Origin of the sequence: Salinivibrio sp. IB872, assembly GCF_001995345.1 — a bacterium.
Classification (GTDB): domain Bacteria; phylum Pseudomonadota; class Gammaproteobacteria; order Enterobacterales; family Vibrionaceae; genus Salinivibrio; species Salinivibrio proteolyticus.
This window is the reverse complement of the sequence record NZ_MUFO01000030.1, coordinates 23,146-42,398: the sequence shown is the minus strand read 5'-3', so window position 1 is coordinate 42,398 and position 19,253 is coordinate 23,146. Positions and strand designations below refer to the sequence as shown.

At 50.4% G+C, this 19,253-nt stretch carries 19 protein-coding genes; 9 read left to right on the top strand and 10 right to left on the bottom strand.

Features of this window, described 5'->3' with window-relative positions:
- The 6 genes from BZJ18_RS12335 to BZJ18_RS12310 form a co-directional block, all read left to right on the top strand.
- Positions 1-309: TfoX/Sxy family protein (locus tag BZJ18_RS12335; protein ID WP_198532239.1), on the top strand; the 309-nt coding region annotated here is incomplete at its 5' end.
- 284 nt (positions 310-593) lie between these two features.
- Positions 594-2,729, top strand: a complete 2,136-nt coding sequence (gene lpdA, locus BZJ18_RS12330; RefSeq protein WP_077457148.1) for a dihydrolipoyl dehydrogenase — start codon at positions 594-596, stop codon at positions 2,727-2,729.
- 18 nt (positions 2,730-2,747) lie between these two features.
- Positions 2,748-3,896, top strand: a complete 1,149-nt coding sequence (locus BZJ18_RS12325; protein WP_108743149.1) for an ABC transporter substrate-binding protein — start codon at positions 2,748-2,750, stop codon at positions 3,894-3,896.
- A 13-nt stretch (positions 3,897-3,909) separates the two neighbouring features.
- Positions 3,910-5,619, top strand: coding sequence for an ABC transporter permease (locus tag BZJ18_RS12320; RefSeq protein WP_077457146.1), 1,710 nt, complete (start codon positions 3,910-3,912; stop codon positions 5,617-5,619).
- Entirely contained in the window at positions 5,579-6,250 is a 672-nt protein-coding gene (locus BZJ18_RS12315) for an ATP-binding cassette domain-containing protein (RefSeq protein WP_077457144.1), read from the top strand. The genes BZJ18_RS12320 and BZJ18_RS12315 overlap by 41 nt, the downstream gene beginning before the upstream one ends.
- A complete protein-coding gene (locus BZJ18_RS12310) occupies positions 6,243-6,869 on the top strand; it encodes a CDP-alcohol phosphatidyltransferase family protein (RefSeq protein WP_077457142.1) in 627 nt (208 codons plus the stop codon). Before BZJ18_RS12315 ends, BZJ18_RS12310 begins: the two co-directional genes overlap by 8 nt.
- Position 6,870: 1 nt before the next feature.
- Here BZJ18_RS12310 and punR read toward each other — a convergent pair whose 3' ends face one another.
- Positions 6,871-7,770 carry a DNA-binding transcriptional activator PunR gene (gene punR / locus BZJ18_RS12305; protein ID WP_077457140.1) on the bottom strand — a complete coding sequence of 300 codons (900 nt, stop codon included), beginning with the start codon at positions 7,768-7,770 and terminating at the stop codon, positions 6,871-6,873.
- Between the two features lie 105 nt (positions 7,771-7,875).
- Between punR and punC the strand changes: the two genes are divergently transcribed.
- A complete protein-coding gene (punC, locus tag BZJ18_RS12300) occupies positions 7,876-9,081 on the top strand; it encodes a purine nucleoside transporter PunC (protein WP_241824964.1) in 1,206 nt (401 codons plus the stop codon).
- 62 nt (positions 9,082-9,143) lie between these two features.
- Here punC and BZJ18_RS12295 read toward each other — a convergent pair whose 3' ends face one another.
- The 4 genes from BZJ18_RS12295 to BZJ18_RS12280 form a co-directional block, all read right to left on the bottom strand.
- Complete coding sequence (locus BZJ18_RS12295; RefSeq protein WP_077457136.1) at positions 9,144-9,713, bottom strand: O-methyltransferase; 570 nt, start codon at positions 9,711-9,713, stop codon at positions 9,144-9,146.
- Positions 9,714-9,718: 5 nt separating this feature from the next.
- Positions 9,719-10,147, bottom strand: a complete 429-nt coding sequence (locus BZJ18_RS12290; protein WP_077457134.1) for a VOC family protein — start codon at positions 10,145-10,147, stop codon at positions 9,719-9,721.
- Between the two features lie 98 nt (positions 10,148-10,245).
- Positions 10,246-10,539, bottom strand: coding sequence for a hypothetical protein (locus tag BZJ18_RS12285; RefSeq protein ID WP_077457132.1), 294 nt, complete (start codon positions 10,537-10,539; stop codon positions 10,246-10,248).
- A gap of 12 nt (positions 10,540-10,551) precedes the next feature.
- On the bottom strand, positions 10,552-11,100 hold the full coding sequence (locus BZJ18_RS12280) for a lipocalin family protein (RefSeq protein WP_077457130.1): 549 nt from the start codon (positions 11,098-11,100) through the stop codon (positions 10,552-10,554).
- A gap of 226 nt (positions 11,101-11,326) precedes the next feature.
- On the opposite strand from BZJ18_RS12280, the gene BZJ18_RS12275 reads away from it, so the two are divergent.
- Positions 11,327-12,106 carry a TerC family protein gene (locus BZJ18_RS12275; protein WP_077457128.1) on the top strand — a complete coding sequence of 260 codons (780 nt, stop codon included), beginning with the start codon at positions 11,327-11,329 and terminating at the stop codon, positions 12,104-12,106.
- Here BZJ18_RS12275 and BZJ18_RS12270 read toward each other — a convergent pair.
- From BZJ18_RS12270 to BZJ18_RS12255, 4 genes are all read right to left on the bottom strand, one after another.
- Positions 12,103-12,429 carry a DUF4144 family protein gene (locus BZJ18_RS12270; protein ID WP_077457126.1) on the bottom strand — a complete coding sequence of 109 codons (327 nt, stop codon included), beginning with the start codon at positions 12,427-12,429 and terminating at the stop codon, positions 12,103-12,105. The genes BZJ18_RS12275 and BZJ18_RS12270 overlap by 4 nt on opposite strands.
- Positions 12,426-12,788 carry a DOPA 4,5-dioxygenase family protein gene (locus BZJ18_RS12265; protein WP_077457124.1) on the bottom strand — a complete coding sequence of 121 codons (363 nt, stop codon included), beginning with the start codon at positions 12,786-12,788 and terminating at the stop codon, positions 12,426-12,428. Before BZJ18_RS12265 ends, BZJ18_RS12270 begins: the two co-directional genes overlap by 4 nt.
- A gap of 177 nt (positions 12,789-12,965) precedes the next feature.
- Entirely contained in the window at positions 12,966-15,395 is a 2,430-nt protein-coding gene (locus BZJ18_RS12260) for a VolA/Pla-1 family phospholipase (protein ID WP_077457122.1), read from the bottom strand.
- Positions 15,396-15,408: 13 nt separating this feature from the next.
- Positions 15,409-16,665, bottom strand: coding sequence for an outer membrane protein transport protein (locus tag BZJ18_RS12255; protein ID WP_077457120.1), 1,257 nt, complete (start codon positions 16,663-16,665; stop codon positions 15,409-15,411).
- 293 nt (positions 16,666-16,958) lie between these two features.
- Between BZJ18_RS12255 and BZJ18_RS12250 the strand changes: the two genes are divergently transcribed.
- Positions 16,959-17,432 carry a peroxiredoxin gene (locus tag BZJ18_RS12250; RefSeq protein ID WP_077457118.1) on the top strand — a complete coding sequence of 158 codons (474 nt, stop codon included), beginning with the start codon at positions 16,959-16,961 and terminating at the stop codon, positions 17,430-17,432.
- A 42-nt stretch (positions 17,433-17,474) separates the two neighbouring features.
- Here BZJ18_RS12250 and BZJ18_RS12245 read toward each other — a convergent pair whose 3' ends face one another.
- Positions 17,475-19,109, bottom strand: a complete 1,635-nt coding sequence (locus BZJ18_RS12245; protein ID WP_077457116.1) for an acyl-CoA synthetase — start codon at positions 19,107-19,109, stop codon at positions 17,475-17,477.
- Positions 19,110-19,253: the final 144 nt, after the last annotated feature.

Sequence of the window (19,253 nt, the reverse complement as noted above, 5' to 3'; positions counted from 1 at the left end):
GCTAAAGAGGCGCTGGATGTCGCGACCCGCGATCGTGATTTGAAAAAACAAGCCACACCATCTCGTCTAAAAGACTTGCCTAATTTACGACTTGCGACCGAACGTATGCTGAAAAAAGCAGGTATTGAAACGCCTGAAAGCTTACAGCAACAAGGTGCCGTTAATGCCTATAAAGCGCTCCTTTCTGCGCATGAAAAAGAGCTAAGCTTGGAGTTACTGTGGTCACTAGAAGGTGCGATTACTGGCAAGCATTGGTCTGTGGTTCCACCCCAACGTCGCCAAGAATTATTACAACATTTAGAAAATTAATTCCTCACAACCCCCATACCTCTCTACCTTTTTTGTGAGCAATGTTCGCGTCCAACACCGCCTTCATGGCGGTGTCGCTTTTTCTGAACGCGCTAAACGCTCAATAATCCATCATTCAAACTGATTTCTGACAAAATACGAAAGTTTCTTGCGATCGGTCGGGTCTGGTTAAAGGTACGATTAAGGACACAGTTCCTCAATGTAACCGACAAATCAGCCAGTTAATTCAGCTACAGTACCTAAAGTAATAACTGGGACCCATTTACTATCGGACGAGACACAGTATGCCAGTAAAAAAGATATTGCTTGGTTTAGTGGTGGTGGCGCTTGTAACACTTTGGTTCAGTTTAGATCTCAGCCAGTGGCTCACGCTTGAAAACGCCAAAGCACAACAAGTTGCATTGAATGATTACATTATCGAAAACGCGACCACCGCAAGCCTGGTGTTTTTTATCGGCTATGTGGTGATGACCGCCCTGTCCTTACCGGGTGCGGCAGTAGCGAGTTTATTGGGCGCAGCACTCTTTGGCTTTTGGTGGGCATTGGTGTTGGTCTCCTTTGCTAGCTCGATTGGCGCCACCCTCGCCTTCTTGGTGAGTCGCTTTATGTTGCGCGACTGGGTCCAAGCCAAATTTGGCAATAAGCTCGATACCATTAATCGCGGTATAGAGAAAGACGGTAGCTTGTATCTGTTAACCCTACGCCTGATCCCGATTTTCCCGTTTTTTCTGATTAATCTCGTGATGGGTCTAACCTCGTTCAAAACCCGCACCTTCTATTGGGTCAGTCAACTCGGTATGTTGCCGGGTACCGCAGTCTACGTGAATGCAGGGACCCAACTGGCCCAAATCGACGCACTTGGCGACGTGGTGTCACCCTCGGTGCTTGGCTCACTCGCCTTACTGGGTGTCTTCCCACTGGTGGCAAAGTGGGTTATGGCGTGGATCACGCGTCGTAAACGCTATCAAGGTTGGAGCAAGCCCCAACAGTTTGATCGCAATATGGTGGTGATTGGTGCCGGTGCAGGCGGCTTAGTATCAAGTTATATCGCGGCGGTGGTGAAAGCGAAGGTTACGCTGGTCGAAAAAGGTTCGATGGGAGGTGACTGCCTAAACACAGGGTGTGTTCCTTCAAAAGCGCTGATCCGTGCGGCGAAAACCATGCGAGAAATTGGCAAGGCTAAGACATTTGGCATTCATACCCAAGCGCCAGCTGTTGATTTTCCGGCGGTCATGGCGCGGGTTAAGCAAGTCATTACCCAAATTGAGCCTCACGATTCGGTCGAGCGTTACACCAAGCTCGGCGTGGAGTGCGTGCAAGGCGAAGCACACATCCTCTCGCCATGGGAAGTTGAAGTGAATGGCGAACGCCTCACTACCCGCAACATCGTGATTGCGACCGGTGCACGTCCTATGCTCCCTCCCATTCCTGGTTTGGCTGAGGTGACACATTACACCTCGGATACGATTTGGTCTTTGACTGAACTGCCACCACGATTATTGGTTTTGGGCGGGGGGCCCATTGGCGCAGAATTAGCACAAAGTTTTGCGTGTTTAGGCAGCCAAGTCACGCTCGCGGAAATGGCCGACCAACTTCTCAGCCGCGAAGATAAAGATGCTGCAGAGCTGGTTGAGCAGGCGTTAGAGCGTGACGGCGTCACGGTTTTAACACAGCACAAAGTCAAAGCATTTCAACACAGTGATAATGAGCAAATCGCCTTACTCGATGGCCCTGACGGTGAGAAGTCTGTCTCATTTGATGCGGTGCTGGTCGCATTAGGGCGCAGTGCCAACACCAAAGGCTTTGGTCTCGAAAAGCTCGATATTCCAGTGACCGAGCGTGGCACAATTCAAGTCAACGAGTATCTGCAAACCGCCTACCCGAATATCTATGCGGTAGGTGATGTAGCGGGTCCGTTTCAGCTCACCCACGCCAGTGCTCATCAAGCATGGTATGCCGCGGTGAATGCACTATTCGGGCAATTTAAACGCTTTCGTGCTGATTATTCAGTAATGCCTGCCGCGACCTATACATCGCCAGAAGTCGCGCGCGTGGGCATCAATGAAAAAGAAGCCAAGGCCAATCAGCAAGAAGTGGAACTAACCTACTACGGCATTGATGATCTGGATCGCGCGATTGCTGATGGCAATGATCACGGGTTTATTAAGGTGCTGACACCAAAAGGAAAAGATACCATTCTGGGGGTGACTATTGTTGGCGAGCATGCGGGCGACTTGCTCGCAGAGTTTACTCTCGCTATGCGGCACGAGTTAGGACTAAATAAAATTTTGGGCACCGTCCATCCGTATCCCACCATGAGTGAGGCGGTGAAGTATACCGCTGGGATGTGGAAACAAGCCCATGCGCCCGAGACGCTGCTTAACTGGGTCGAAAAATATCATCGTTGGATGCGTCACTAATTGAAAAGGAAGATAACAATGAAACACTGGATAGCGGCGTTAACATTGGCAATTGCAAGTACCGCCAGTTTTACTGCCTCTGCGAGCACGGAAAACGACCGTTGGGAAAGTATTGAGCAACAAGCCAAGGGTCAAACCGTGTATTTTAACGCATGGGGCGGCAATCAAGAGATCAATACTTACCTGCGCTGGGCAAGTCGCGAGTTACAACGCGATTATGGTGTCACACTGAAACATGTCAAAGTGACGGATATCGCTGAAACCGTCAATCGCCTGCTTGCCGAAAAGACAGCGGGTAAGGATAGCGGCGGCAGTGTCGATATGGTGTGGATTAACGGCGAAAACTTCAAATCAATGAAGGAAAATGATTTGCTGTACGGCCCTTTTGTCAGCACGCTCCCCAATTGGCAAATTGTCGATAAAAGTTTACCGGTTGAAGAAGACTTCACTGAGCCAACAGACGGCCTCGAAGCACCTTGGGGGGTGGGACAGCTGGTGTTTATCCATGATCAGAAAACCTTGGCCAACCCACCTCGCTCTTTCGCCGAACTGTTAAGTTTGGCTAAAGCATTCCCTGGCCGTATCAGTTACCCCAAACCACCCGAGTTTCATGGCACCAGTTTTTTGAAAGCCGCCCTGCTGGAACTTACCGATGTGCGCGAGGCACTTTACCTGCCGGTTGATGAGGTAGACTTTGACGCCGTGACCGCCCCACTGTGGCGCTATCTAGACCAACTACATCAAGTGGCATGGCGCGAAGGCGCTCAGTTCCCGTCAGGCAGTGCCGAAACTATCCAACTGTTGGACGATGGTGAGCTTCTCGTGGCGATTGCGTTTAACCCCAATGCGGCAAAAGCAGCGGTAGCCTCTGGAAAACTCGCCCCGTCAGCGCGTGCGTTTGCCTTTGACCAAGGCGCGCTATCTAACATTCACTTTATGGCGATTCCATACAACGCCAACGCTAAAGCCGGCGCTATGGTCGCTATCAATTTCTTGATGAGTGAAAAGGCACAGCTGCGTAAAGCCGACACCCAAGTATGGGGCGATCCACCGGTTGTTAAATTATCCGACACCGCCGAGGTCAGTCGCTTTAATACCCAGCCCGAGCCACATCCAAGCTGGCAAACCGCGCTTGAGAGTGCTTGGCTGAAACGCTACGGCCAATAGAAAAGAGGCTGATATGGCACGTTTGCTGTTTGCCATTACCCTAACGGTATGCTGCCTGCCCTTGTTGCCAGGGGTTGGCGGCATACTCGCGAGTGCCTTTGCGTTCGTGCCCACACTAGGGCTTATGGAGGCTAATATTAGCGGCTGGCAAGCTGTCATGGCATGGCCGGGGCTATCACAATCTATTCAGCTAACGCTAATCTCGGGATTAGGCAGTAGTCTGCTCGCGGTGGCACTTAGCTTTATGATTTTACAGGCCACTTGGCAAACGCCCATTTGGCAGAAGATCAGTGCGCGCTTGCCCGCCCTACTTGCGTTACCACACGTCGCCTTTGCCATTGGTCTGGTTTTACTGCTTTCCCCCTCGGGTTGGCTGTTTCGCCTGCTAAGTCCCCTTCTCGGTGATAACCCCGTGACTTGGGCGCTGGTACAAGACCCTTATGTTATTGGGCTCACCTTGGCGCTGACGCTAAAAGAAACCCCCTTTTTATTGTTGATGAGTCTGTCGGTGCTGCGTCAAATTGATGTCTCTCGGCTGACGATGGTATCAACCAGCCTCGGGTATAACCGCACCGCAACTTGGCTAAAAGTCATTCTCCCGCTTTGGCTGGCCAAAATGCGTTTCCCGATTTTTGCCGTCGTCGCCTACAGCCTGTCAGTGGTTGATGTGGCGATGATCCTCGGGCCCAATACGCCGCCTACCTATGCGGTATTGGTATGGCAGTGGTTTAATGACCCGGATTTAGCACTATTGCCCAGAGCTTCAGCTGGTGCCCTGCTGCTATTTGCCCTGTGTGGCTTGGCCTTATTGCTGTTTCGCTTTTTGGCGTGGCTTGGCTGCCAATGTCTCAACCGCTGGCAATACACGGGCCGCCGCCACGCATGGCTGCCCGGCAAATCACTCTGGTGGCCGGTGTTTATCACTCCCCTTGCGATTATGCCTGTGTTGCTGATGTGGTCATTCGCGCTGCGTTGGTCATTTCCCGATTGGCTCCCGAGTCGATATAGCTTACGGTTCTGGGAGCAAGAGCTTAGCTATGTGTGGTCATTGGTGGGGAACAGCATCGTTCTAGCGGTGCTCAGCGCCAGTGTCGCCTTGCTGTTYGCCATCGGGTGTCTGGAACGCTCGGTCAATCAGCAACGCTCTGTGCCAAGAGCCGTCATCGCCATTCCGTTATTGGTTCCTCAACTCTCTATCTTGTTTGGCATTCAGGTGGCGGTGTATAGCCTCCCCGGCCAGTGGCACGTGCCGGCAACCCTTTGGGCTCACATTTTTTTCGCGTTTCCTTATGTGTACCTCGCACTCGACGGGCCGTGGCAGCAGTTTGATATGCGGCTTATGCAAACCGCCAGAAGCCTCGGTGTCAGCGCCATGCTTGCATGGTGGCGGGTTAAACTGCCGCTGCTTTTGCCCGCCATTATCTTAGCGTGGGCGGTTGGCGCGAGTGTCAGTTTGGCGCAATACCTGCCCACACAATTGCTGGGCGCGGGACGCATTAATACGCTCACTACCGAGGCAGTTAGCTTATCGAGTGGTCTCGATCGTCGTATCAGTGGCTTATATGGACTGATGCAAGCGATGCTTCCCCTTATCGTTTTCGCCTTGGCTACTGTGATGAGCCGCGTGGCTGAACGCCGTCTTTTACCTACATCAACACCAACTATCTCAGGAGCTCAACACCATGACACTGTGTGTCAACCAACTCACCATAAACGCGCCTGATCAATGCTTGGTGCGTGATTTGTCATTTTCGGTCGCCCCGGGAGAAATACTTACTGTGATGGGACCCAGTGGCTGCGGAAAATCGAGCCTGCTGAGCGTATTGGCGGGGCATATCCAACCGCCCATGCATTACAGCGGTCAACTGACGTTAAATGGTGAGCCTTTTGATCACTTACCGCCTGAGCAGCGCCGTATCGGGATTTTGTTTCAAGATGATTTACTCTTCCCGCATTTAAACGTGTGGCAAAACTTGGCGTTTGCCTTGCCATCCTCGATGCGCAAAGCGCAAAAACGCGATCAGGCCATCGCAACATTAGGCGATGTTAAATTAGCAGAGTTTTCCGATTATGCCCCCAGCCAGCTTTCGGGCGGCCAGCGCGCGCGGATCAGTGTGTTGCGTGCATTACTCGCCGCCCCCGATGCTATCTTGCTTGATGAGCCCTTTAGTAAGCTGGATAAGCCGCTGCGTCGGGATTTTCGCACCTTTGTGTTTGAGCAAATCGCGCAGCGAAACATCCCTGCGTTGATTGTGACGCATGATGCCGAGGATATTGCGGACCAGAGCCGCTGTTTAAATTGGCCTAAACGCCCAGCTGACTCAGCACTGCAAGAGGAGATGCAGAATGCTTGATCGTTACGCCATCGCGGTGATCCGCTGGCCATTGAAGCAAGCAGCGGTGCAGCTTACAAAATGGAGGGTAAAACCTGATACCGTCACGCTCTCAGGCTTTTTGATCGGCCTGCTAGCGGTGCCGGCTCTCGCGCTACAGATGTATTGGCTGGCGCTTGTGTTTATTATCATCAATCGACTTTTCGATGGCCTCGATGGTGCGCTCGCCCGCGAGCAAGGGCTCACGGACGCGGGAGGCTTTTTAGATATTACCCTCGATTTTATCTTCTACGCAGCCATCCCTTTTGGTTTTGCCCTGGCCGATCCCGCCAGTAACGCCATTGCTGCCAGTTTTTTGCTGTTTTGCTTTATGGGGACAGGCGCAAGCTTTTTAGCGTTTGCGATCATGGCCAGCAAACACCAGATTGATAACCCGGTTTACGCCAACAAGTCGATGTATTATATCGGCGGGATCACCGAAGGGACGGAGACCATTGCAAGCTTTGTGTTGATGTGTATTTTCCCTACCTACATGGCGTGGATTGCCGGCATTTTTGGCGCAGCCTGTTTAATCACCGCCGCCTCACGAGTTTGGGCGGGCTATCATACCTTGCGCGAACTCGATACGCCGTCCTCCTAGTCTATAACCACTGGTGTTGCAGCTGCTCTTTATCGCCTAAGTAATCGAGCAGCCAGCGCACCGGTGGTGATTCTTTGTCCGAGCGCCATGCAATACAACACGGGCTGCTTAATAACGGCTCTTCAAGGGCAAGCTCCACCAACTCTCCTCGCGCAATCGCGTCTTCTGCCATGTGTGACGGCATCACACCAATGCCCAGCCCGGCCTTAAAACATTGCATGGCACTGTGCCAATTAGGGACGGTAAGACGGCGCTGATTATCCAGTAGCCATGTCGTACGACGCGGCAAGCGGCGCGAAGTGTCTTCCAAACAAATAGCCGGATACGGTGCAAGCTGCTCATTAGCCAGTGGCTGAACACACTGGACGAGTGGATGCGACGGGCTCACCACAAACCGCCAGCGCAGGGTGCCCATTTCCCGATAGCGAAACGCGCCGCTCACTGGGACAGCAGCCGTGGCCCCAATCGCAATATCGGCTCGATCATCAGCCAACGCATCCCATACGCCGTTAAACACTTCCATGGTTAGCAACAACTCGACATCAGGAAACGCATCGTAAAAATCCCGCACCAACGTATTGACGCTATCTTCGCGCACGACGTTATCCAGTGCTAACGAGACACTTTGTGTCCAACCATTAGCCACTCGCTGCGTTTGTAGACGAATATCTTCCATGGCTTTCAGCATATCCCGTGCTTGCGCCACAAAGTATTCTCCTGCCGGCGTCAACCGCACTTGGCGGTGAAGTCGCTCAAACAGAGTAACGGCCAGTTTGTCTTCAATCTGTCGTACCGTGTAGCTCACCGCACTCGGCACCTTGTGCAATTCATCGGCCGCCGCAGAGAAACTTCCTCGCCGTGCAACCACATCGATCACATGAAAATCTTGGTAAGAAAACATTCACATCAAATATTTCGAAAGCAATGTTCAAATCATAGCGTTTCACAGCCAGCTTTGTCAGCCATAAACTATCTCTATGTCGAGTTTTCTATCAAGAGACAAAAAATGAACAAACAAGTGCCGTTTATGACGCTACTGTGGCTAGCAGGGCTCAGTATGCTGGGCTTTTTAGCCACTGATATGTATTTACCTGCCTTTGAGGCGATGCGACTCGATTTGGCGACATCTCCCGCTAATATCGGCCTCACCTTAAGTATCTTTTTGCTCGGGATGGCCTGTGGACAGCTGGTTTATGGTCCGCTGTCTGATCGCATCGGCCGCAAACCCGCGCTGCTGATTGGCTTGAGCCTTTATTTAGTCGCGACTGTGGTGTGTATTTTTGCTAATAACATTTATTTATTGCTTGGCGCACGTCTAGTTCAAGCCTTGGGAGCATGTAGCGCTGCGGTAATTTGGCAAGCCGTGGTCATTGACCGCTATGAAGGCAAGCTAGGACAAAAAGTGTTCGCAACCATCATGCCGCTCGTCGCTTTATCGCCAGCATTGGCGCCACTTGTCGGCTCACACCTACTCACCCTATATGATTGGCGCAGTATTTTTGTGGTTTTATTTGCGTTAGGGGTTGGTTTTGTTGTCTTTACCTTACGAGAAAAGGAAAGCCTTTCCAAACCCACGCAAGACACTAAAATTATTGATAAACTTGTAAGTGACTATCAGCAAGTTTTTAAATCAAAAAAATTCATCGGTAACATGCTTATTTTCGCAGGTTGTTCCGCGGCATTTTTTGCTTATCTGACGGGATCACCGTTCGTGATGTCAGCCATGGGTTATACCGAAGCGGATATTGGTCTGAGCTATATTCCACAAACCATTGCTTTTGTCGTCGGTGGCTACGCCTGTCGTCATGCCCTCAACAAGCTTAAAGATCACAGTATCTTGCCTTGGCTACTTAAGCTGTTTGTTATCAGTGTTGTGGTTATCTTTTTGATCAGCTGGCGTACCGATGTCACCAACATCTGGGTAATTTTAGGTCCGTTTTGTTTCCTCGCGGCAGCGAACGGTGCCATCTATCCACTGGTCGTCAATCGCGCCTTGGAAAATTTTAAATCCTGTAGTGCGACCGCTGCGGGGCTATTGAACTTCTTGCAAATGATGGTCTGCTTCGTGGCGAGCGCTGTGGTGTCTGCGTTTGCAGCCGCCGGCTTGATCGCCGTCACCACCGTCATGCTGTCAACCTGCGCGGTGGTCATTATTGGCTTTGGCTTGGTCTGGCATGCAAACCGTCAAGCTCAAACGCCAGCAGCCGCGTAATACCACTGAGTTTAGAGACTAAAAAGGCGTCTTTCGGGACGCCTTTTTTATCCTGCCAACTTTCAATCACGCAAATAGGCAACAAGCTCACCTTTCCCAATGGGAAGTACACCCACATCGAGTTCAGGCTGTTGCTCAAGCCATCGCTTAAAAGGAGCAACATCATCAGCGTGGGATAATGCATTATCGACTACCAGCACACCCTGAGGCTTGAGGAGTTGGAACAAGCGTGGCGCTAGAGACAGGTACTGACTTCGGTCGGCATCAAGAAAAATGAGCTCAAACTGTCCCTCAAGGCGAGTCATCCAGTCACTCGCGTCGCCCAATTTCGCATCTATCCGTTTATCCATGCCGGCTTGCCTAAAGTGCTGCTGCGCTTGTTGGTGTTTTGCTTCATCGCGCTCAATCGTTACCACCTGCACGCTATTGCCGCCTGCGCGCGCGAGCCATAACGTTGAATAGCCCATTGATGTACCGATTTCTAAAATACGGGTAGGCTGAATTTCATCCACTAACAGCGCTAAGAATTTTCCGGTTCCAGGCGTAATATTCAGCCATTTTTTACTTTTATCCTGTTGCAGGGCGTCGTTCTCTGTCCCCTGCATTTGCAGCTGTTCCAGTAAGGCGTTCATGATTATTAATCCAAGACAAGGCTGCCGTTATCATCAAATTGCCAACAATCGCCATAAGCCACTTCCCAAAGATAGTCATCCGGATCGGCAAAGTAGCCGCTGTAGCCTCCCCAAAAAACGTCTTGTGCAGGTTTAACGATCCGACCACCACAACGCTCTGCCAGCGCCAGTACCTCGTCGACCTCTTCTTTAGATCGCGTGTTATGCGCCAATGTGATACCACCAAACCCAGTCTCGTTAACGGTGAGTCCGGGTTTAATATCATCGGCTAACGAGTCAGCGGGATATAACGCTAATCGCGTACCTGCGGTACTAAAAAACACGATACCTTCTTCAGGGTGATTGTGCGTGGGAAAGCCCAACTGGCGATAAAATTCATACGACCGTGATAAGTCAGCGACACCCAACGTGATAATGCTTATTCGTGCTTCCATACCGCTGCTCCTTCGCTTAATCGATAGAGGCATTGAGTCACTTTCATATCACACTGTAGCGTGTCAGCCATAAGGTAAGTGTGCGAGTAGTCACAGCCTTACAGTGTATCTAWCTCAATATGTTGATTGATGTTTTTCAGTGTGACCCCTGCAGCAGTGAGGCGAGTTTGTATATCATTCAGAACGGCTTGGTAGTCATCACTCCGTTTAAAGCTGGCTAGCGCCTGCTGGTCTTTAAACATAAGCCGCACGATTAAGCTTTGTGGAAAACGCTGATAATTCGCCTCATGCGTCAGCCACTCGAACCCCGCGATGTTCTCCATCGTGAGCTCACAAACCTCTGTCAGTGCCTCTCGAATCGCTTTGTCATACTTCTTGTCTGTTTTTCGCATGATGTTTCTCTTTTACTGCTCATTGGTCTTATGTTTGGGACCCGTGCGGGTGTGATCGACAAAAATCAGCCCTTCAGTGGCAAAACCCCGCTGTTTCGCCGCTGCAATAAACTGTTCCTTTACCGACTCCGAGACGATTGGCGTGCGCGATAGCAGCCATAGGTAATCGTGGTCAGGCCCCGAGATAAAGGCATATTGGTAATCATCATCCAGCTCAAACACCACATACGACCCATAAAAAGGCCCAAAGAATGAAACCTTCAGGTACCCCGTTTTATCATTTTCAACGAAGTACGCCTTGCCTTCTGCCTCTTGCCATTTTCCCTCTTCACGGCTGTAGCCACGATTAATCACTTTCACACCGCCGTCTTCACGCAACGAATAGGTCGCGGTCACATCCGACAATCCTCGTTCAAACGAGTGATCCAGTCGCGCCACTTCGTACCAAGAGCCTAAATAGCGGTTAAGCTCAAAGTCGGTGACGGGAGTGACTTGTTTTGGCATGCCTAAACACCCGGTCAACATTAAGGACAACAACCCAATCATCCAGCCTCTTTTCATCGTTATTCCCTCTTTAAATCCAACATGATAAGTCTTACTCAGCAACAAGTTTGATCGTTTACATGCTTTGTCAATTTTTGGTCAACTCGCTGTTTTTCTGCTTGCCAAGGCGCCAAACTGGTGCTTATATAAGCGCTCTTTAGTCACAGAGGTAATCACAATCCATGGACAGCGACCGATGTCGTTTTATGCCCTCCCCCGCTTCCTTTAACGAGGAGGTAATCGTATGTTAACACTCTTTATGGAACCCCAAACGTGGGTGGTCTTTTTTACCCTTCTGACCCTTGAAGTGGTATTGGGTGTTGATAACTTAGTCTTTATTTCCGTATTGTGTGAGCGTCTCCCCAAAGAGAAACGCCGCTTCGCGCGTACCTTGGGTATTGGTCTTGCCGTGATCAGCCGAATTGGCTTGCTGCTCTCCATCGCATGGGTCATGTCGTTGACTGCGCCACTGTTTACGATTGGTACGGAACCGGTTACCGGTAAAGACCTTATCATGCTGTTTGGTGGTGGCTTTTTGCTGCTAAAAAGTGCCAAAGAGCTGTGGGCATGGTTGGGTCATGGCGAACCCGTGAGCCACTCGACACAAGTTCGCACCGGCATGGCAGTAATTTTGCTGCAAATCGTTGCGGTAGATGCGGTGTTCTCGATGGACTCAGTGATCACTGCGGTCGGTCTCACCCAAGATGTACCCGTGATGGTCGCCGCCATTGTAACCGCCGCCATCATTATGATGATCGCGGCCGAACCCGTGAATAATCTGGTCAGCCGTTATCCTGGGTTTAAAACCTTGGCCTTGCTGTTCTTGGTGCTATTGGGCTTGCTGCTGATGGCCGAAGGTGCTGGCATTCATATCAACAAAGGCTACGTGTACGTTGCGATGGCATTTGGTTTGATACTTGAGCTCTGCCACATTCGATTGCGTAACAAGCAGCGCTTGAACATCAAGCGTATTCGTCCGCACTTTTCGTTAAAAGTGTCACGTCGGATTGCTGACAGCCGTTAATTCTCAGGGGCCGTCGCCACACTTTTGATGGCGGCGGCCCTATCTTTAAACTGGATTTTTCCCAAACAGCATTGACCCATCTGCGCATAATGCGCTTGGACACGCGCCACGAGCTGCTCAAGTGGCATGATTTGCCCACTCGGCTGCCAGTGCTGACCGCCGTCTTGGCTTAGCCAGCAAACGCCTTGGCTATCCACCAGCCGATCGTCTTCTGTGATCACGTTTTCGCTCAGCGCCTTAAGCGACGCCGGATCGGAGGCAAACGAGAGTTCATCATCGCCATGCCAAACCAGGAGCGCTGGATAGTCAAGAAACGTATTCATTGCTTGGGCTTAAACATGGACAGGTTGAGTTCAACAGACGGGCCCATCCAACCGACATGGTCAGTGTGATCTATGTAGTCATCGCCCGTCACGCCATGCAAAAACACGGTTAAATCGCCCCGATGCGCCTCAAGCCATGCCATCACCTCATCGAAGGCAACGTTGTCAAAAGCGATCTGAAAGCTCCACTTTGGGTGTGGGCCGACACATTTGCGATGAAAGCGGCCAAGATCGATCGGCAGTGACGATGCAGCGGCTGCTTGATAGATAATATCCGCCTGCGCTTCGGTGTCGGCCTCATAGTAAACATGGGCGTGGTAAGCCTGATGAACATTGGGAAAAGCGTGTAAAAAAGACATAAGCATCATTCGATTCAACAAGATGGAATTGAGAATAGTTTACGTGAAACCAAGACAAAGAAATAGTGACCAAAGGTGTGGCTATTCAATCATAGCGTTAGCTAACACAGCATCAGGTAATAAAAAAGCGGCCGAAGCCGCTTTAGTTTGGTAACAACCTTTACGATAACGCGCCGGTTAATTCAACACATTGTTATCGTTTTTGACACTATCCAAGCTGGCGTCTCCACCAAAATCAACCGCTTGACGGATCATTTCAGCGTGCACGGCTTGTTCTGCAAGCTCCGCCGTTTGTGGGAAGATAAAGGTGCTATGGCTAGCGTTATTACCGGCAAAATCAACAAAGTTCTGGCCATCTTGTGCATCGTGTGAGCTGGCATTGATGGTTGGTAGGCCAAGTTTCGAGGCTAATGGCTCAGAGCCGGCAAAATTATCCACAATGCCCGGAACCGTGTAAGCAACGTCGTTCGGGACCGTATCATCACCATCAACTTGCAGCATATAAATCGGCGTGGTGCTGCCAGTAATATAGCTTGCATTTGTATATGGATCGACGGTATCGAGCAAGGTTTGGGCTGCATAGCTAAATTGCTGAATCACACCCTGAACCTGAGCATTTGCACTTGCTGAGCCATTTGCCTCAAAGGTCTTGTAGCAGATCACATTGTTTTCTGCGCTATTATCGAGCGTACAATTGTCGCCGGCAAAGGTCTGGTAAGCGGCACTGCCTTTAAAAGCGACACTGTGCTTAATCAAAGGACCAAACGAGTCTGACCCGAGCAGCAAGTTAGCAATTTGCCCTCCAGAATTCGCTACGCTTAGCGCAGAGAAATCATAGTAAGGGCCAACTCCTGTTACCGCGTTATCACGGTTAGACGCCGCAAACGCAGTGGTGCCAACAATACCGCCCAGCGAATGGCCTAGCAAGCGTGGTGCCGAAGTAGCAAAAGACGACATCGCCGCTAATGGCGTCCCCGCGAATCCACCCGCCAATTCGGTGCGGGTCAAAGCTGCGCGCACACCCATTACATCCAACTCACTTTGGCGCACATTGTCACGCGCCACGGCCAAGTTGTTAAGATTCAGGTACGCTGTCACATCCACGTTGGCAGAGCGCTTCGCATCTAAGCTACGCTCGCCATGAAGCGGCAAATCAATCGCCATAATGGCTTGATTGGCATTGGCAAAGTTAGGCGCAAAGAAGTATGCATTTTCTTTTGCCGAGGTAATCCCGTGCTGATACACCGTGAGTTTGGTATTGCTATCAACCGCTGCGGGTGTAAACAGCAAGAAAGGTACCTCTTGTACCGATTTAATCTGCGGTACAGGGCTATAACGGGTAATAATGCGCTCAGGGTCTAATTGACTGCCATCAGCTTTGGTCAGCGTCACGCCGGCCAGCTTGAAAAGCTCGTTGACGATCTGTGATTTATCGTTACCCGTTAATACAGCAACGTCGACACCCGCGCCTGTCAACTGAGCGGTGATGGTCGCCTGCTGCTCAGGGTCTTGCAGCGCATTCAGTACCTTGACCAAGCTAGGGGTGGCTGACTCAAACGGCTGACTATTCCAGTTGCTATCCGTTTCCAGATAGTAAGGTAGCTTGATGGTGCCTTTACTCACCTCAACATTGACGCCATTAAACGTTGCCTTGAGCGTGGTCTTAATATTATTGGCATCATTGGGATCGAAGTACTGGGTAAACTGGGCATCCGCACCCAGCGCCGCATCGTAGTCCTGAGTGCTGGTAATGTCGATGGTGTAAGCATCCGATAAATCGGCATTATTGGGGTTGGCGCCCGCTTTCCATACTGCCGCTAGGCTTCCAGCATCAAACCCAGCCGCCGTCGCTAGCTTGGTGTAGTTTAAGCTGTCACCTACCGATTGGGTGGAGAACCAGGTGGAGTAGACGATTTTGGTCGGATCAACACCTTCTGCGGCTGCTACCAACTTTTCAACTCCCTGAATCACCGCTTCTGGTGCTTCAAGTAGTGAGTCCTCATAAGTGACAGTCTGGGATTTTAATCCCGCATAGCTCGATGGCATGCCAATCGGATCGCCGTTTACGTCCTGAATATCATCGGTTAGAGCAATAATGTACTCACTGCTGGCGTTGAGCTCCTTAACTGGTAGCACCGTCAGTGTGTCACTGGCCGCATCGCTTAATACGTTAAAGTCGGTACCTTGTTGGAGCACGGCTTTAACGTTAGGTGTTCCCGTCATTGAGTCGGTCAGTTCAATGAGATAAACCCCATTAGTCACAAGCCCTGAATTGAGGCCTGCACCGCGGAAATTAAAGACCAAAGGCATCGAGGTTGACCACCCATCCATGGTATTCATGGCAGCCTTTGGGTTAGTAAGCGCGTTGTCACCTTTCGTGGGTATTTTTAGCGTCCCATCTTCACTGTCCATCAGCAAAAAGGTAGGAACAGGCACTGCTGCATTGGCCCCTTGTAAGGTAAAATCGACCGAAGTAGGTCGGTCAATGGCAGTTTGAATATAGCTTTCAAATTGAGGCGTGTTGGTATCACTGGCATTTTCGTCGCCACACCCAGCCAAGATGATCGCGGTTGCCAAGACTGACAATTTTAATTGTGTTTTAAGCATCATGATATCCCGGTTAGAACTGGTAATTAAGCTGAACAGAGCTGATGTAAGCGGTTCCGTTAGAATCAAAGTCGAGGTTTTGTTTCAGCGCATTTTTTTCTGTGAATGAGCCGTCACGACTACGCACCAGAGCAAAGCCTGCATCAATGCTAAGATCGTTATCGTATTGGTAGGTCAAACCTGTGGCATACCAATAACGGTCAGCGTCTGGGATACTCAACGTCGCTTCACCAGCTTGTTCGTCATAGGCAAAGCCAAGGCGGCCCGTCCAGTGTTGATTAAACTGATACGTCGAACCGATTGACCAACGGTCGTTATCTTTGTACGACTCGTTTTTAACAAAACACACCTTATTGTCGGTACATTCATCAGAGGTGGCGCGCAGTTCACTAAAGCTGCTCCAATTGGTGTGTTGATAGCTGTAGTGCACGGCAAACGCGTCAGTCAGTTGGTGAAAGCCTGACACTTCCCAGTAAGACGGCAAAGATAGCTCCAGGCGCCCTTTAACTGACGCCGAGGTCGCGCGGCCACTGTCGTAGCTATCAAAGGTGCCATCATCAAAATCGAGGTCCACCTTAGAGCGATAGCCAACACCAAAACGGTGATTCTCATTGATTTCGTACAACGCACCAAGATTCCAACCATACCCAAAGGTTTCACCTTCTAGACCAATCAATTTATCGGATGGATTATTGCTGGTAACGCTGTTCTTATTGTTTAAGTACGGCGCAAGCGCCCCTTTGTGACGGGTTAGCTTTGCTTTGGCATAGGTGAGGTTAACGCCCGCGCCAAGGCTTAGTTCAGGGGTGACTTGATACGCAATCGCCGGGTTTAAGTTGGTTGAGAGCAAATCGGTGTCGCCGGCCAAGTCGCCTGCTTGAATATCGTCAGGGTAATCCGTCGCGATACCATAGGTGGTGAATAGGCCAATCCCCCACGTCCATTTACCCTCTTGCGGGCTAACATAGAAGCCTGCAGGGACGACCTTCATCGGCGCCACATCTTTGGCATATTCACTATTGGTTCGATCTTTTACATCGACATCGGGATCAATCAGGGTCAATGCACCGGATAATTGGGCACGGTCAAATCGCATCATGGCCGCAGGGTTACGTGCCAATACCGCGGCATTATCAGCCACCGCGGCGTCGCCTGCAAAAGCGCGTCCTAGTCCTGACGCTGATTGCTCAGATACTTGAAACCCAGCACCGTAGGCTTGGGTTGCTGCAAATACGCTGAGCGCAATGAGAGAATACTGCTTCTTGTTCACTAGTCAGACCTCCGAGGTCTTGTTTTAATATTGAGTTACAGATGTTAATTATTGGTAAACACCATGTCAAATCAGTCGATTACAACAAGATGTTAAAGAGGGCGGATTATAGAGGGCCGATATGTGAGATAAAGGAGAACTTAATTGGTAAGACCAGTTAAGCGGAAAAAGCGGCTATTTTGCAGGCAAAATCGCGAAAACCCGCAGTTATTGTCGGTATTTTTATCAAAGCGTTAGGCGTACACTGACACGGTAGATTATGCTTTTTTGCTATGACTTAACAAGGAGTCACCATGATTGAGCAAGGACAACCGTTACCCACTTCCACACTCAGCGAACTCACTGCTGAAGGAATGCAAACCCACGATATTCCTGACCTTTTTGCCAACAAGAAGGTAGTACTATTCGCGGTTCCTGGCGCGTTCACCCCGACCTGTTCCGAGTCGCACTTACCGGGTTTTGTGGTGAAGGCGGATGAGATTAAAGCAAAAGGCGTCGATATGATTGCATGCGTCTCCGTCAATGATGCCTTTGTGATGCCGGCGTGGGGCGAAGCACAAAACGCCAATCAGATTCATATGCTGGCCGACGGTGATGGCAGCTTTACCCAAGCGCTAGGCCTAGAAATGGACTCAGGGAAGTTTGGGGGTATTCGCTCGCAGCGTTATGCGATGGTGATTGACAATGGCATCGTCACGCATTTGAACCTTGAAGCGCCAAAAAGCTTTGACGTCTCCAGTGCCGAGGCCATTCTCGCCCTGCTATAGCGGTGAGTTAGCGGTGGCGTTTTCTCGCCACCGCTTGATGATTTACACTGACTTTTCACTCACGTTACGACGCAGTACATATTTTTGCACTTTCCCTGTCGACGTTTTTGGGAGTATTGTAAAGATCACTTTTTTTGGCGCCTTGAAGTGCGCCATTTGTTCTCGGCAAAAAGCAATAATATCGGCTTCGGTGACGGCGGATGCTTCGGTCGTTTTAACAAACGCACAGGGGACCTCACCCCATTTTTCATCGGGCATCGCAATCACCGCCACTTCTTCAATATCAGGGTGACGGTACAGGACATCTTCTACTTCGATACTGGAAATGTTCTCCCCGCCACTAATGATAATGTCTTTGAGTCTGTCCTTGATTTCGATGTAATTATCGGCATGCCATACCGCTAAGTCGCCAGTGCGAAACCAGCCGTTACTCATGGCATCTTCCGTCGCGCTCGGATTCTTTAGGTAGCCTTTCATCACAATATTACCGCGAACAAAAATCTCACCTAGCGTGCCACCATCTTTTGCCACTGGTTTAAACGTCACCGGATCGGCAACCATCAGTCCACCTTGCATTGGGGCCCGAACACCTTGGCGTGCTTTCATGCGTACTTTTTCTTGTTGCGAGAGTTGATCCCAGTGGTGTTGCCAGTCACACACCACACAAGGGCCGTAAGTTTCAGTGAGGCCATAAACGTGGGTCACTTCAATCCCCATCGCTTCCATCCCTTCAATCACAGAAGCCGGTGGTGCCGCCCCTGCGGTCATTGCTTTAACCGTATGGTGAATCTCAGCTTTTAGCGCCGGATCTGCGTTATTCATCATGTTCAGCACAATCGGCGCACCACAGAAATGGGTCACTTTGTGGGTTTTTATCGCATCAAAGATAGGCTCTGCCCGCACATGCCGTAGGCTGACACTCACCCCCGCCGTTGCGGCCACCGTCCATGGGAAACACCAACCATTACAGTGGAACATGGGTAGCGTCCAAAGATACACAGGGTGCGCATCCATATTCCAAGACAACACATTACTCACCGCATTCAGATGGGCGCCACGATGATGATAGACCACCCCTTTTGGGTTGCCGGTCGTGCCTGAGGTGTAATTAAGTGAAATGGCTTGCCATTCATCGTCTGGCAATGCGTACTGATAATCACCATCGCCTTGTGCTAAAAAAGTCTCGTACGTAATTTCACTGATACATTCGCCATGTGGATAGAGCGGATCATCAATCGCAATCACCAGTGGACGGTGTTTGATCATTTTTAATGCCCGCTTTGCGACTGCTGTCATCTCTTTGTCGACGATAAAGACTTTGCTTTCTGCATGTTCGAGGATAAACGCGACGGTTTCCGCTTCCAGCCGGGTATTAATGGTATTGAGTACGCCACCTGTCATCGGCACGCTAAAATGCAACTCAAACACTTCGGGCAGATTGGGGGCCATCACCGATACCGTATCACCTAGCCCGATGCCGGCTTGACGTAATGCCGAGGCAAATTGACGGCATCGCTGATCCACTTGCTGCCAACTCCAACATAGATGACCATGAACGCTAGCCGGATAATCTGGATAGACGCTAGCGGCTCGCTCGAGGAAAGAAAGTGGACTCAGTGTTTGATAGTTGGCTGGACTTTTGTCCAAGCCAAGCTCATAGATGTTGCTGGCTGACATAACGCGCTCCTTGCTGACTTTGTCTAGATAACTAGATCAACCTAGCATGTCATCAAGCTTGCGCTATTCAACTTAAGTCGATATGGCGGCGATAACGCAAAAAAGGCCCAGCAATGCTGAGCCTCGGTAATTAATGATACGTGA

Excerpts from the sequence above, each read along its gene's own strand:
- BZJ18_RS12265 (WP_077457124.1), bottom strand. The coding sequence starts at position 12,788 with ATGTCTTTTTTACACGCTTTTCCCAATGTTCATCAGGCTTACCACGCC.
- BZJ18_RS12290 (WP_077457134.1), bottom strand. The coding sequence starts at position 10,147 with ATGGAAGCACGAATAAGCATTATCACGTTGGGTGTCGCTGACTTATCA.
- BZJ18_RS12310 (WP_077457142.1), top strand. The coding sequence starts at position 6,243 with ATGCTTGATCGTTACGCCATCGCGGTGATCCGCTGGCCATTGAAGCAA.
- BZJ18_RS12315 (WP_077457144.1), top strand. The coding sequence starts at position 5,579 with ATGACACTGTGTGTCAACCAACTCACCATAAACGCGCCTGATCAATGC.
- lpdA (WP_077457148.1), top strand. The coding sequence starts at position 594 with ATGCCAGTAAAAAAGATATTGCTTGGTTTAGTGGTGGTGGCGCTTGTA.
- punC (WP_241824964.1), top strand. The coding sequence starts at position 7,876 with ATGAACAAACAAGTGCCGTTTATGACGCTACTGTGGCTAGCAGGGCTC.
- BZJ18_RS12325 (WP_108743149.1), top strand. The coding sequence starts at position 2,748 with ATGAAACACTGGATAGCGGCGTTAACATTGGCAATTGCAAGTACCGCC.
- BZJ18_RS12270 (WP_077457126.1), bottom strand. The coding sequence starts at position 12,429 with ATGAATACGTTTCTTGACTATCCAGCGCTCCTGGTTTGGCATGGCGAT.
- BZJ18_RS12280 (WP_077457130.1), bottom strand. The coding sequence starts at position 11,100 with ATGAAAAGAGGCTGGATGATTGGGTTGTTGTCCTTAATGTTGACCGGG.
- BZJ18_RS12245 (WP_077457116.1), bottom strand. The coding sequence starts at position 19,109 with ATGTCAGCCAGCAACATCTATGAGCTTGGCTTGGACAAAAGTCCAGCC.
- BZJ18_RS12275 (WP_077457128.1), top strand. The coding sequence starts at position 11,327 with ATGTTAACACTCTTTATGGAACCCCAAACGTGGGTGGTCTTTTTTACC.
- BZJ18_RS12295 (WP_077457136.1), bottom strand. The coding sequence starts at position 9,713 with ATGAACGCCTTACTGGAACAGCTGCAAATGCAGGGGACAGAGAACGAC.
- BZJ18_RS12250 (WP_077457118.1), top strand. The coding sequence starts at position 16,959 with ATGATTGAGCAAGGACAACCGTTACCCACTTCCACACTCAGCGAACTC.
- BZJ18_RS12260 (WP_077457122.1), bottom strand. The coding sequence starts at position 15,395 with ATGCTTAAAACACAATTAAAATTGTCAGTCTTGGCAACCGCGATCATC.
- punR (WP_077457140.1), bottom strand. The coding sequence starts at position 7,770 with ATGTTTTCTTACCAAGATTTTCATGTGATCGATGTGGTTGCACGGCGA.